The following is a 12,438-nucleotide window of genomic DNA, read 5'->3' as shown; positions in this document are numbered from 1 at the left end:
ATCCAGCACGCCGTGTGTATCTACTGCCACGGATTTCGCAGGGCCACGAAAACATAAACCACCTGCCGGCCATGTCGTCGTATGGCTCCCCAGGCACGGACGATTGCGGTCGTCCTCCTCGTTTTCATCGCCGGCTGTACCGGTGCCGGTGGCCCCGCCCCCGACACAGGAACAACGGCGTCACCGACAGCAACGTCCACGGCAACGACGACGGCGACGACACAGTCGACCCAAACTGTCGCGTCGGTCAACGGGACGCTCGAAGTCCATTTCATCAACGTCGGCCAGTCTGTCAGTACGCTCCTTGTCGCCCCCAATGGAGAGACGATGCTCATCGACACCGGTGATTTCCGAGACGATGGTGAACACGTGCTTTCGTACCTCCAAGCACACGAGATCGACCGCATCGACTATCTCGTGACCTCACATTCTGATGCGGACCACATCGGTGGGAACGCGGCCATTATCAACTACTTCGAAACGCAGGCTGACGGCATCGGTGCGGTGTACGACCCCGGCATCACCTCCACCTCCCAGACGTACGAGGCGTATCTCGACGCCATCGAACAACACGACGTGCCGCTGTACCGCACGCAGGCCGGCGACGAAATCCAGCTGGGAGACGTGAACTCCCAAGTTCTGTCGCCACCCGAGGGCTACCTGGCAAACGAAGACCGCAACGAGAACAGTATCGTCCTCATGACCCAGTTCGGGTCGACGCGCTTCCTGTTTACCGGGGACGCCGAACACGAAGCCGAAGAGTATCTCGTGGACACGTACGGCTCACAGCTGCACGCGACGGTGCTCAAAACGGGCCACCACGGCTCGGCCGGAAGTACGACGGCCCCGTTCCTCGAAGCGGTCCAGCCGAAGGTCGCCGTCGTCTCGAGCGCGTACGACTCCCAATACGGCCACCCGAACGAAGAGACGCTGTCCCGGCTGGCAGCGCAGTCCGTGCCGACGTACTGGACGGCAACCCACGGCACGATTGTCTTCGAAAGCGATGGCCAGCACGTCACCGTGGGCACCCAACGAGATGCACCGACTGACCCGACACAACTCCGCGAGGGGACGGCGATTGAACCGGGGACGACCGGGGAGGTGACCGCCCGGACGACCATCACGACCAACGGAACGGCCGCGACGCTCACGCCGGTCGCAACTGACGGCGGGACCGAAACCGAGACCCCGGCCGCATCGCTCGCAGTCGCGGACGTCCACGCCGACGCCGCGGGAGACGACACGGACAACCTGAACGACGAGTACATCGTCTTCGAGAACACCGGGAGTGACGCCCTCGATATCTCCGGCTGGACAGTTGCCGATGCCGCAGGCCGGACCTACACCTTCCCGTCGGACACGACACTCGCCGCAGGCGAGACCCTCACCCTCCACACCGGAACGGGGACCGATACGTCCACAGACTACTACTGGGGCTCCGGCTCGGCCATCTGGAACAACGGCGGTGACACCATCACCGTGACCGATAATACCGGTGCGGTCGTACTCGAAGAGACGTACGCATGATTCCAGACGGGACATACACGGCGACAGTCGACCGATTCGAGGACGACCACGCGGTGTTGCTCGTCGAAGCCGACGGTCGGGATATCGACCAACTCGTCGTCGACCGCGACGAACTGCCGTGGCGAGCGAGAACCCAAAACGCGGTCTTGACGATTACCGTCGCTGACGGCGCATACGACGGTGGCCAGTACGAACCCGACGAGACCGAGGCGCGAACCGAGGCCGCTCAGTCACGCTTCGACCGACTCTCGCGCCGCCCGCCGGCCGCTTCCGATTCGGACGACGACACCTGAGCAGACCGGAGCCGACTGTCGCCGCCGGTTCTCACGCCAGTTCGGTGAGTTCGACATACCGCGCTCTGAGCGTTGGGACCGACACGTCCGCGAGTGCGGCGAGTTCGGTCTGTGTCGGGGCGACATCGAGTTCCGTTCCCGCGAGATAGAGACACGCTGCGGCGACGCCAGCCGGATTCCGCCCGTTTGTAATCCCGCCCTCGTCGGCACTTGTCGCGAGTTCGTACGCCCGTGACTGCACCCGCGTCGAGAGGCCGCTGTCCGACCCGAGCCGAGTGACGTACGTCCGCGCGGTGACGACCTGCGCATCGATTCCTAACTCGCTGTTGAGTGCTCGATAGCCCGTCTGCACCTGGGCACACGAACAGCGCGCGACGCTCGCGATTTCATCACGTGGGCGCGGCAGGCCACGCCGCCGACACGTCGCATACAGGCACCCCGCGGCAATCATCTCGACTGAGCGCCCTCGAATCAGGTCCGCGTCTTGGGCACGCCGGTAGAGCTGACTCGCCTCTTCGATGAGATTCCACGGGAGATCGAGGGCGCTCCCCATTCGGCTAATCTCACCGAGCGCCGTCGCGAGGTTCCGCTCCGCTTTCGACTCGAAGCGTGCCCGCCGATGCTCGCGCCGAAGCCGGTAGAGTTGCCGTCGTTTCTTACTCGACACCGTCCGCCCGTTCGCATCACGGTTGTAGCCGATTTCCGCTGAAACGCCTCTGTCGTGTCGCGCCGGGGTGATCTGGCCACCCGTTCGGGGAACTGAGTGGGGGTCCTCGTCGAACACACGCGGCCCATGCGTGTGGTCGAAATAGTACTGGTCGACGATGAGGCCGCACCCCTCGCAGGCTGTTTCACCGCTGTCCGTCGTGAGTCGCCCGTCACATTCGGGACATTCGCTGGCGTCGATGGATTTTCCGCACGATTCGTCGAAGGTTCGGTCGTAGATTTCTCTCAGAGACATTGTTGTCGGTCGTGAGGTGGCTGCTTCGCCACCCCGCACCCCTCAGGGGGGAATAAAATTGGCAGGCGGTGCGCCTCGGATTGTAGCGTGTCGTCGTCGCGGCGATCGCGACCTACACCGGTTGGTTCGGACAGCCCTGCTCGAACCCGGATGGCTCGTTCCGTTCGTCTCCGCAGTTCACACAGCGCCAGACGCGCCGCCGGCCCTGGTCGAACTGCGCGAGTGTTTCGAGCGACGGTGTTCCGTCGTCGTCCCACTCGGTGACGACGAGAATCTCGTGTCCGGTCGGTGTGCGCTCAGCGATGCCGCTGTCGTGTTTGGTATGATTCGTTGCCATTGGAACTACGAGGGAAGTTCCCCCGCACCCCTCAGGGGGAGATAACACTCACCGCGATTGCTCGAACGCACTCGTCTCTCGTCGCGACTCCGCCACACACCGTGCGAAGCGCCCGTCCGGCTGAGGCAGGATGCGCGTCCGGAGTTCGAACAACACCCGTCTCAGGTGCTTGCACTCGACACCGCGTTTCTGGTGGTCCGGGCAGCTACACGTCCCTGCCGCGATATCGACCTCGTAGGTGTTCCCGCTCGACGACTCGACGTCGTAGCGCGGGCCGACGGTCCCGAACCGGACCGTCATCGCTTCGATGAGTGCTTTCCATGTCCGCGAGTCTTCGACTGCGTAGCCGCCGTCGCTCACGAGCGGGCGGCCGGGTGTCGAACGACACGGTTCGCGGAACTCGTCGCGCCGGTTTCGCTCGTGACCGCAGTTCCGACAGCGCCAAAACCGCGTTCGATAGCCGTCGCCGTCGGAGAGTTCGAGAGCGTAGTCAGTTGGCTCGCTTCCCGGCAGCCACTCGGTCACACGGACGAGGTCGTGACCGCGGTGGGTCGATGTCGCTACGGACCGTCTGGTGGGTGGTCGTTTCGGAGTCATTGGAACGGCGAACGCTCGTGGTGAGCCCCCGCACCCTGTGTGGGGGCGATAAACTCTCTCGGCGATTGCTCACAGGCAGCGAGTCAGCGACGTCTCGGTCGTCGCTGAACGAGAGGCGACTGTCGCGCAATCGCAAGCGAGCTAGGGACGACCAGCCGAGTCACCAACCGCCCCAAGTATCGACACCGTCACCGACCGAATCCGGTTGAGACGTTCGAGAACCGACGCGGCGTCCTCGCCCGCCCAGGCAGCGAGGTAGAACGCTGAGTTACTGACATCCAACCCGAACTGTCGACCGACGAGATACGCGACTGCTTCTGCTTCGACTTCGCGCAGCGACCGCTCTGGCAGGCTCGTCCGGTCTGCATGCAACAGCCCATGAGCGAACTCGTGGACGAGCGTCGTCGCCATATCCGCCTCGTTCGGCCGCTGTCTGACTGCGACGCTCGGTCGGTGTCCCTGCGGGAACTCACACACGCCGCGCGCAGCGCCGTGGGTCCACTCACTCGGAGACACGAGCGACACGTCCACCCCGAGTGACTCCGCCGCGGCACAGAGCATGGGAACGAGGTCGCTCGCGTCACCGTGTGTGGCGGTCTCCAACGACGGCAGCGGCTCGCCCGTCGTCTGTGACACATCAAACACGGGAACCGGCTTGAACGAACGCAGTTGACTCGACCACTCCGAGTATGGCACACCGTCGCTCTCGCAGTCGTCGTCGTGGGTGGACTTCGGTTCGCCACAAGCCGGACACACTTTGGCCGTGATCGGAGCCCAGATCCAAATCGCCGACTCACCTTCCGAGACCTGTCTGTCGAACTCGGTTTGCCACGTCCGGTAGCCTGCGACGTGCGTCGCGTCCGGACATTGCAACGAAATGAGCAGGCTGTTCCGCGCTGAGTAGTCGTGAAACCGGCTCTGGACGTCAAGCCACCGCTGGAACGCCTCGCTTGCGTGTGCGGTGGTCATCTCGGCAAGGAGGTCTTCTAACCATTCCTCGACGGCAAGTTGCATCTCGTCGGCACGGGTGGGTGCGTCGCTGAACGTCGCTGTCTGCATGGCTGTGTCTGGCTGTGACATTTCGAATCAGCAGGGCGAGGTGCCGCCCCGCACCCGAAGGGGGCCGATAAAATAGTACAGTTAGCCGAGACAGGCGTGGAACGTGGGTCAGGCGAAATATCCGAGGAGATCTAATCTTCCTTCGTCTGTATACGTGCCACGATTGAGAATCCACGGTCGCTCAGTAGTCCGTCGGCTGCGAGGTGACTCACAACCCCAAGAAAGAACCCAAGCGAACAGACTGCAATGAGGACAAACTCTCCCTCGGTGAGCGTGCCATCACCGCCAACGAGTAAGCACACAGCTGTCGCGACACACATCGCGGCGACAATACCGGTCGAAAGACGGTGCGTGATCGTCCGATGTGGTGGCCGAAGCAGCGGAAACAATGTCCGTATCCCTTCCCACGATCCCCACGCAGCAGAAGCGACAAAAAACCCACTCACGAAGGCACCAGCGCCACGCGCATTAGTGTCGACGAGCGCTACTGCAATAGGGTGTCGGTAGCGGAGGCCGATCACCGTTACAAGAACAGCTATGAACACCGGTAGGTAGCGTTTTCCACACCGGTATGGGATCGAAGACGGATGGTCAAGATCTGGAAAGAGCGCACCAACAAGGGTTACTGGAAATACTGCGGCGGTGAGCGCAACCACACCAAGGTCCCACAGCCCAACCAGATACGCGAGTGTCGTTCCAACGACGAGCACCACGTGAGCGACGGACCCATATCTGAGATGGCGTTCGTATCCTGGCATTAGCTACTCCGGTGGTGACGCCACGGTGTGCATTGGCGCTGTGCAACTCTCGTCGAGAGACAATCACTCATCGAAATCGAAGAGTGGCTCTTCATCCGAGGTTTCGGGCGTCGTAGTGTCGAAGTCAGCCGTCGACGACGGTGGATCTCCTCCAAGCTTGGCGAGTGTTTTTTCGATGGCTCGCTTTGTGCCGCTACTAGCTGCTTGTTCGTGCGCGGACCGGAGGAGGCCACAGAGCGTCTGTCGCCGTTGTCGCCGGTAGACGAGAGCGATACCCAACGTACCGACAGCAGCGACTGTCGCACCGATCCCACCAGCTTGAACAGGTGAGATTGGCGGTGTCACAGCGTACCCCGCATCCGATCGATCCACAACGGGTACGACAGGCGTTGTTTCAGACGCGACACGCTGGGTCTGGGTAAACTGGGTTTGTGCGGAGACTGTTGCGAGCGTCTCTCCTGCAGGGAGTACTGCTTTCGGGTACACACGGAACGAGATTGTAACACGTTCCCCAGGCTCCATTCGGTCCAACTCGAACGCAGTAGGTCGACTCCGATTTTGTCGCAGGACCTGTGCACCTCCCGTCGTCTCGTTCGTCGAGATACTCGATGGGTCAATGAACGACGTATCCTCGGTGTTGATCGTGATGGCAGTATTGTTTATTGGACCGGTTTTGTCGGTCGGTGAAACGATAACCGTTACGACGACAGCGTGTTCGCTCGTCTCACTCGTTCCCACGAAGGTAGTGTCGACAGTCAGTGGCACGGCAGGACTACTCGAACCAACAGCCGCAACGGGTGCGGTGAGTGCAGCAACGAGTACAAGCGCCGCAACGGAGAGGACCCAAATAGGCGTTCGAGTCATCGGTCTTCACCCCACTTGGGGAGGTCGGCATTGTCGACCTGACTCTGCAGCGACACCGGATGATCTTCTGGCAGCAGTTCAGGATACGCGTAGCAGTCCGCGAGGTCGATGCGCTCTCCCCAGAGACTGGGCCGGCCACGGTGGAGCGAATCTCGGAGTTGGCCATGGTCGAAGTTATCGAGTGCAAGTTCACCATGAACTGCGAGGAGACCGATACGGTGGTCGTCAGTACACAGAACCGTCTCTGGTTGTTTGTCGAATTCGTCGCTTGCAATCGTCTTGGGCGACGTCCCAGACGGAGCATCCTCCCAGATCAACTCCCGAGCGGGCTCCGTACAGAACACGACTGGGCGGCTCTGGCTTGGTGCACGTGACTTCGCACGCGTTTCGAGACAAGCCCCGAGGACGCCGTCCTCGTAATCGTAGAGTGTCTCCTGGAGACGGTTCACAACCACCTCGCGGTCGAGAACACCGTCTTCGATGAGTTCCGTGATTCCCGGATTGTTCTCGAATCGTGATTCGCTCAGCTCAGCCCCTGATGCGACTGGCAGGGTAACGAACCGTCCAAGCGGAGAACTCTGGATGGCCTCCGTGTGACGGTCAAGAGAATGCTTCGATGCCCGCTTTCGCTGCTGGCTCGTGTTGAGTTTGCTTTCGGCGTGTTCTTTCGCAGCGACGAGTTCGCTTCGCGTTGATTCGAGTGCTTCATTTGCAGCGTCTCGCTCATTCTCGACCGATTCAGCGAGTTGCGCGATCTGGTCACGCTCATCGAGTGCATTCCGAAGTTCCGTGAGCGTCGACCGAAGTTGCTCAATCGTCTCTTTGGTAGAGGTGTACGTCTCTCGCTCTGTGAGCCGGCCAGTAAGGCCCATACTGTCGAGTTCAGACGAGAGCGCCTGAATACGGTTCGTGAGCATTGGCTCAATTGTCTGCAGGAACTGAGCTTTGGGATCTGCCGTCGACGTGAACGACGGGTCTGCCTTCTGGATCTGGCTATCGTGGCGCTCGACGAACTCGTGTACAAGCGTGTCGAAGCGGTGGCTCCGAAGTGACGATTTCACTTCTGTAAGGACGGCAGACATGAAGATTGCGCGTTGGACAGTATCTCCATCTAGCGACGCATGGAACGAGTACGTCCGACGGTCCTGGAACTCGCTCAGTTCGTCTTTGATCCCGTCGATTCGCGACGCCCGCGGTGAAAGGTTACTGGCGACTTGCTCAGCACGCTTGAATGCGGTCACCATCACTTCGGGCGCGACACGACCCTCATCGTCAGCCCCGCGAGCATCATGATCCGCAGCGACAAGATCACCACTTCGAATGAGTGACTCCGCATCAAGCGCGATGTCGAGCTGTTCGAGTGCCGCTTCGATGTCACGTTGCTCGTCAGTAATCCGTGCAACGTCTTGGGTGGCAGTTTGGTACTGCTTTTTCACCTCCAAGAGTTCTCGAACACGCTCGTTGGGGACCTCGAAGCTGGCACCTCGAACCTCGTAGAACGTATTCGTGAGGTACTTTACCTCGTTTTCGAGGTCCTCGAATGGGTCTTGGTTTTTCCGCATCCACTCGACGACGAGTCGGGCAGTCGTGCGGCCAACTCCTTTGCGGTACGTACGGTCTTCAGCTTCGTCTTGATTGTAGCGGAGCAAGAACACCCCAGAGAAGGGGTTCTCATCGATGGAATATGCCGACCGGCGGTTGTTCGTTCGATCTTGAGACGACAGCAGCGGAATTCGTAGTGGGTAGTCGACGTCATCGTACCCAGTAATCGCCCGGAGTTCGTCAAGGAGTGCGAGTGAGTTCGCTGGGAACCGCCAATGGATGTCGGGTGCATCCCCCCCACCGTCGAAGTCTGACGTCGTCGCAAGGCTACAGACCGCCCAGTGTTCGAACCCGGGTTGGAGCGTATTCTCGAGTTCGTTGAGAATGTTATGGAGGAGCCCGGTGATGAGCGGCATGACGCCAGAACCAGTTCCACCACCTGCTCCAACGAGCTGGAAGATGTTCACGCCTTTTGGCCCGTCAACGTCGGGGTCGTTTTGGAACTGTTCGACAAACTCAACAATCGTCCGACGAATCTGATCGTGGTAACTCCCGACCCGCTCTGGATTATCGAAGTGGTACCGTCCGATGCGTCGAATGCGGCCACTCCCATGGGCTCCTGAGATGATGTCCGTTGGTTTGAGGTAGTGCCGCTGTTTCTTATCATGTTCGTGGAAGCGCCGCTCTGGCGTTCGTAAGGTGACCGTTTCGGCATCATCGGGAAGGTCGCCAAACTTTCCGGACCCCGAATTGATTGCAACCATCTTCACTCGGTCTTCGATTCCTTCTCGCTTGGCGAGCGCGAGAACTGCTTTTCCTTTTTCAATTCCGCCGTCCCCTTCACACACGATGAGCGTCGGCGTTTCAGTAAGTGCCGCATCATCGTTGTGCTCCGGCATCGTGACTGCATTCGTTTCGGTCATGGTGGGTTAGTGGACGATGTGATCCAACAGACCCAATCCGTCTGTCTTCACCATCCTCACCCACAACAACGCAGCACATGTATCAATAAGTTGGCAATTTTCATGCAGTAGAATGAGTCTCGACTGCTGGAACAGTTTCTACTCGTAGAAACAGGCCGTGAGAAGAGCAACGACCGCTAGAACGGCGAAGATGGCATGAACCCCGGATTCTTCGAGATCGCTGTACCCACGTCATCAGGGCCAGTACCGCCTGCACCAGGGAGAAGTGACGTAAACTGCGACCACGACAGGACCCATGCCGACGGATTCTCGTCAGTAAGCATCTCTGGGCTGGCAAGGTACACCATGTAGGTACCTTCGATTTCGAACCGCTCGCGGATTTGTACTGGAAGTGCCGCAGGTGCACGAATCTTCGGCCACTCACTCATCGGCTCTTCGACGACGTTCCGGTCTGCGTACGTATACCCTTCCTTGTATGCTGGTGCTTGAGAAACGAACACAAAGCCAGAATCCACATCGTAATTCCAGTGAACTGCGACACCGTCTTCGAACCCGACAAGATATTCTTGCGCCATCGACGGAAAGCGGAGCTTCCGATTGCTCAGAACTTCGCGTGGTTCCTGCAAGGGCCACGGCTTATCAAATTCATCTGCGCTCTGTTTTCGAGACACGGTCATTCAGCTAGTCGACACGTTCGCCACAATAGAATATAGCTTTGGGAGCAAGTTTCGTATCAATCAAATGATTTGAAACCCATCAAGAATAGTTGCTCGGACGAGAGTTGGAGTTTGTGCTCACAATAGACACATCACGCTGGGTCAAGTGGATTCGGTCGTCTGTAACATCGCCACACCGTGCGTACGAAGTACGATGGGCAACGCAGACCCCCACCCGAACTGCACTCGAGAACCAACTTGACGATGCGTATGAACGTGTTGTGTCTGAGAGCGGACGTATAGAGTGGGTGGCAAAAAATCGGTTCGTCCCAAACGAACGATTCTCCATAACTAACGAGAATGAAGTTCGTGTCGAGCGTTGGTTACACGGATCTATTCAGTCGCTATTCGTTGCGCTCGTCGTCTTCGCTCCCTTTTTGCTGACTACTGTTTGGTCGCTTCCGGGCTACCTCGCCGCACTTGTGCTTCTTGAAGGCAAACATAATACGGACGCACCAGTCAGCGTCTGTACCGAGATTGTATTCGAAAATAAGAGTGGGTTCGTCTCAGTAATGGGCTTGTTAGCGCTTGCAACCGTAATCAATCACCTGCTCAGTATTACCGACTACTGGCCTGTACTCGTATTCTGTGCCGTTGCAGTCGGTATCCAGTTAATGTTATTCTATTTGAGTGACGAGCTCCCGTTTGTTCGTCCGGATCTCGCAAAACGACCAATGGCGATTCCGTACTCAATGGCAATAACATCGTTTGGAACCACGCTACTGTTTTTTCCAGCGGTCCTTGCAGCAACGTATGTCGCGCGGCTTGGGGCGGTTCTGAGTACGTACGCAGTCGGTGAGACCAGCCGTGGGACAGCCTCGATACTTTCGGACCTCACGGGCGGACAAACAGCAGCACCTGAGACACTCTCTCCAGCAGTCGTCCGAGAAGCAGTCTTTCAGATTGCGACCCCGCTATTCACGCTCGTTTTTCTGTGTGCACTCGTCATGTTCGGACTCTGGGTTTGGGACTGCAGATATACTACGAGCGTCCTGCACGACTACCGGCTCACCCCATTTGAGTCAGCCACACAGCGATTCGGGACGTTTGTCGGGTTTGTTATATTCTCGGGCGTCATCTATGCAGTAACGGCTGTTGCGATCTCGATTCTTCTTTTCGGTATTACGGGGACGTACTATCTCCCGTCGTCAACCCTCCAACCACTTCTTGTGATACTGCCGGCTGAACTCACGACGTCAGTACACGGGTTTCTCACGAGCATGTACGAGACGCTTGATCACGCGTTTGCGGCGTTCCCTGGGTCAGCACGTCTCGGGAGTCTCATATTCCTTAGTGGATTGCTTTGGCCGTTCGTGTTCGTCGCGGTTGGGACAGTTACAGAGATTCTTGGGCGACCGTATCGGGCGCTCCGCGTACTCGCGCGGTCAACACCACTTACGGACGACGCTGGCCAGTCGTTGGTTCCGCCCGACGTTCAAGTTCGTCGGATCAGCTGTGACGGCTATCCAGATATTCGTCCGTTGTCGCTACTATTCGGTGTGCGAAACTACATCATCGTGAGCGATATCGTGGTTTCAGAATGTTCTCGCGATGAGTTACAGGCATTGTTGCAGCATGAACTGTATCACATCCGAGAGCGACGGCTTGGCTACGCGACGGTGATGCTGTCGTCATTCCTCGGTGGAGCGAACGCGTTACCTGCGTTCTTCGACTACCGAAAAAGCGAGCGAAACGCGGATGCCGCAGCTGCAGCGGTTGTTGGCGCAAAAACAGTACGGCATGCAATCCGACGAATGTACAGCCTTCGGGCACGTACGACGCCGAATACGATTGGACTTCAACATCCAGGAATCATCGGGTCTGAGAGTTTCTCGATGAGATACCAACGTCTCACTTCGGATGCAGCCAGTCGGGTTGCATTGCTTCGTGCACACGCCCAAATGTTTGTAGCAGCCCCGTACAAGCTGTACTTTGGATCTATCTTGGTCGACACAGCACACATGGACAAAGACGAGCGACTGGCTGCACTCTTCGAGGAGTGAACGACTACTCCTCAAGAACGGTCTAGTCACGACGACGAACTTCACAGATCCGTTCGTGGTTTGATGGATGGACCGCACCAGCGAAGTGACCGTGAAACACGGTGAACGCACGTTCAGCCACACCCTGCGCCGTTTCGGTGAGCGCGGTTGTCTGTAATGTTGGAAGGAACGTCAGAACAGACCCCTCCAATACTGTGGTCTCATTTTTGAAAAACCGTTGTAGGAGTCCAACCATCACGTCGGCCCCGCGGTTGGTGCCCGTGGCGTCGTTTAGGCGTCGGACAGCATACTCATCCGCGGTGAACTCTCGGGCATGGAAGTCATAAATGCTGTACACGACGTTCTTCCCCATGAGTGCGAATGCAGGTAGAAATGCAAACATAAACTGTAGTTTTGCGCCTCGATGCTCGAAGTGGCTCTCTTCATGGGCGATGAGAGCGGCAATTTCGAGATCATCGAGATGTTCCAACGCACCTGTCGAAAGGACGATTGCATGGTCAAATGGGTCCCAATATGCACCTGCATAGAACCGCTCTTCCGGCAGGACCCACACCGGAACGGTGGGTTCAAACGGGATGGCGTATGGCTCTAAATCAGGGTGTCTATCGCACCGCGTCCGAATCTCTCGAACGAGGAGTGCTAACTGACTAAGTTGGTAGCACGAACCCATCAGTAAGTATCCAAATGGAAGCGCGAGGCTGCCCCCAAGCAACCAAACAACGAGTGAGACGCCCTGTCCGAGAAGTGACCAACTGACATAGGCCACGAGTCATCCGTCTTTAGCTAAGCGAAGAACCGCATGACTGCGGCGGCTTATCGGTGTTACTTTTCGGAAGGAATGAGGAGGCAACGAGTGTG

The 12,438-nt window shown here is 58.4% G+C and carries 12 protein-coding genes; 3 read left to right on the top strand and 9 right to left on the bottom strand.

Annotated features, from left to right (window positions below):
* Positions 1 to 81 precede the first annotated feature (81 nt).
* Together AM590_RS00680 and AM590_RS00675 are read left to right on the top strand one after the other, a co-directional pair.
* Positions 82 to 1,527, top strand: coding sequence for a lamin tail domain-containing protein (locus tag AM590_RS00680; protein WP_058825770.1), 1,446 nt, complete (start codon positions 82 to 84; stop codon positions 1,525 to 1,527).
* Entirely contained in the window at positions 1,524 to 1,820 is a 297-nt protein-coding gene (locus tag AM590_RS00675) for a DUF3006 domain-containing protein (RefSeq protein ID WP_058825769.1), read from the top strand. Before AM590_RS00680 ends, AM590_RS00675 begins: the two co-directional genes overlap by 4 nt.
* A gap of 31 nt (positions 1,821 to 1,851) precedes the next feature.
* Here the strand turns inward: AM590_RS00675 and AM590_RS00670 are convergent, their stop codons facing one another.
* The 8 genes from AM590_RS00670 to AM590_RS00645 all read right to left on the bottom strand — a co-directional run bounded on the left by AM590_RS00670 (position 1,852) and on the right by AM590_RS00645 (position 9,538).
* Positions 1,852 to 2,781 carry a transcription initiation factor IIB family protein gene (locus AM590_RS00670; RefSeq protein WP_058825768.1) on the bottom strand — a complete coding sequence of 310 codons (930 nt, stop codon included), beginning with the start codon at positions 2,779 to 2,781 and terminating at the stop codon, positions 1,852 to 1,854.
* Between the two features lie 112 nt (positions 2,782 to 2,893).
* The gene (locus AM590_RS00665) at positions 2,894 to 3,118 is read right to left on the bottom strand and encodes a hypothetical protein (protein WP_042662508.1); all 225 of its coding nucleotides are present in this window, start codon (positions 3,116 to 3,118) and stop codon (positions 2,894 to 2,896) included.
* A gap of 48 nt (positions 3,119 to 3,166) precedes the next feature.
* On the bottom strand, positions 3,167 to 3,643 hold the full coding sequence (locus AM590_RS00660) for an SWIM zinc finger family protein (RefSeq protein ID WP_042662507.1): 477 nt from the start codon (positions 3,641 to 3,643) through the stop codon (positions 3,167 to 3,169).
* A 213-nt stretch (positions 3,644 to 3,856) separates the two neighbouring features.
* Complete coding sequence (locus AM590_RS00655) at positions 3,857 to 4,729, bottom strand: ImmA/IrrE family metallo-endopeptidase (protein WP_082256278.1); 873 nt, start codon at positions 4,727 to 4,729, stop codon at positions 3,857 to 3,859.
* Between the two features lie 176 nt (positions 4,730 to 4,905).
* Positions 4,906 to 5,532, bottom strand: a complete 627-nt coding sequence (locus tag AM590_RS19655) for a metal-dependent hydrolase (protein WP_082256276.1) — start codon at positions 5,530 to 5,532, stop codon at positions 4,906 to 4,908.
* A gap of 63 nt (positions 5,533 to 5,595) precedes the next feature.
* Complete coding sequence (locus AM590_RS20285) at positions 5,596 to 6,396, bottom strand: hypothetical protein (protein WP_157575397.1); 801 nt, start codon at positions 6,394 to 6,396, stop codon at positions 5,596 to 5,598.
* Complete coding sequence (locus AM590_RS00650; protein WP_042662503.1) at positions 6,393 to 8,861, bottom strand: tubulin-like doman-containing protein; 2,469 nt, start codon at positions 8,859 to 8,861, stop codon at positions 6,393 to 6,395. Before AM590_RS00650 ends, AM590_RS20285 begins: the two co-directional genes overlap by 4 nt.
* 176 nt (positions 8,862 to 9,037) lie before the next feature.
* Positions 9,038 to 9,538, bottom strand: a complete 501-nt coding sequence (locus tag AM590_RS00645; protein ID WP_042662502.1) for a hypothetical protein — start codon at positions 9,536 to 9,538, stop codon at positions 9,038 to 9,040.
* A gap of 287 nt (positions 9,539 to 9,825) precedes the next feature.
* Between AM590_RS00645 and AM590_RS20280 the strand changes: the two genes are divergently transcribed.
* Positions 9,826 to 11,580 carry a hypothetical protein gene (locus AM590_RS20280; RefSeq protein WP_157575396.1) on the top strand — a complete coding sequence of 585 codons (1,755 nt, stop codon included), beginning with the start codon at positions 9,826 to 9,828 and terminating at the stop codon, positions 11,578 to 11,580.
* A 22-nt stretch (positions 11,581 to 11,602) separates the two neighbouring features.
* On the opposite strand, the gene AM590_RS19650 is transcribed toward AM590_RS20280, so the two are convergent.
* Positions 11,603 to 12,133 carry a M48 family metalloprotease gene (locus tag AM590_RS19650; RefSeq protein ID WP_216635661.1) on the bottom strand — a complete coding sequence of 177 codons (531 nt, stop codon included), beginning with the start codon at positions 12,131 to 12,133 and terminating at the stop codon, positions 11,603 to 11,605.
* Between the last annotated feature and the right edge of the window lie 305 nt (positions 12,134 to 12,438).

Source organism: Haloferax sp. Q22 (assembly GCF_001482285.1).
In the GTDB taxonomy this organism is placed as follows: Archaea; Halobacteriota; Halobacteria; order Halobacteriales; family Haloferacaceae; genus Haloferax.
Note: the sequence above shows the minus strand (reverse complement) of the source record. Positions and strands in the feature narration are given on the sequence as shown.

Excerpts from the sequence above, each read along its gene's own strand:
- AM590_RS00680 (WP_058825770.1), top strand. The coding sequence starts at position 82 with ATGGCTCCCCAGGCACGGACGATTGCGGTCGTCCTCCTCGTTTTCATC.
- AM590_RS00675 (WP_058825769.1), top strand. The coding sequence starts at position 1,524 with ATGATTCCAGACGGGACATACACGGCGACAGTCGACCGATTCGAGGAC.
- AM590_RS00670 (WP_058825768.1), bottom strand. The coding sequence starts at position 2,781 with ATGTCTCTGAGAGAAATCTACGACCGAACCTTCGACGAATCGTGCGGA.
- AM590_RS00665 (WP_042662508.1), bottom strand. The coding sequence starts at position 3,118 with ATGGCAACGAATCATACCAAACACGACAGCGGCATCGCTGAGCGCACA.
- AM590_RS00655 (WP_082256278.1), bottom strand. The coding sequence starts at position 4,729 with ATGCAACTTGCCGTCGAGGAATGGTTAGAAGACCTCCTTGCCGAGATG.
- AM590_RS19655 (WP_082256276.1), bottom strand. The coding sequence starts at position 5,532 with ATGCCAGGATACGAACGCCATCTCAGATATGGGTCCGTCGCTCACGTG.
- AM590_RS20285 (WP_157575397.1), bottom strand. The coding sequence starts at position 6,396 with ATGACTCGAACGCCTATTTGGGTCCTCTCCGTTGCGGCGCTTGTACTC.
- AM590_RS00650 (WP_042662503.1), bottom strand. The coding sequence starts at position 8,861 with ATGACCGAAACGAATGCAGTCACGATGCCGGAGCACAACGATGATGCG.
- AM590_RS00645 (WP_042662502.1), bottom strand. The coding sequence starts at position 9,538 with ATGACCGTGTCTCGAAAACAGAGCGCAGATGAATTTGATAAGCCGTGG.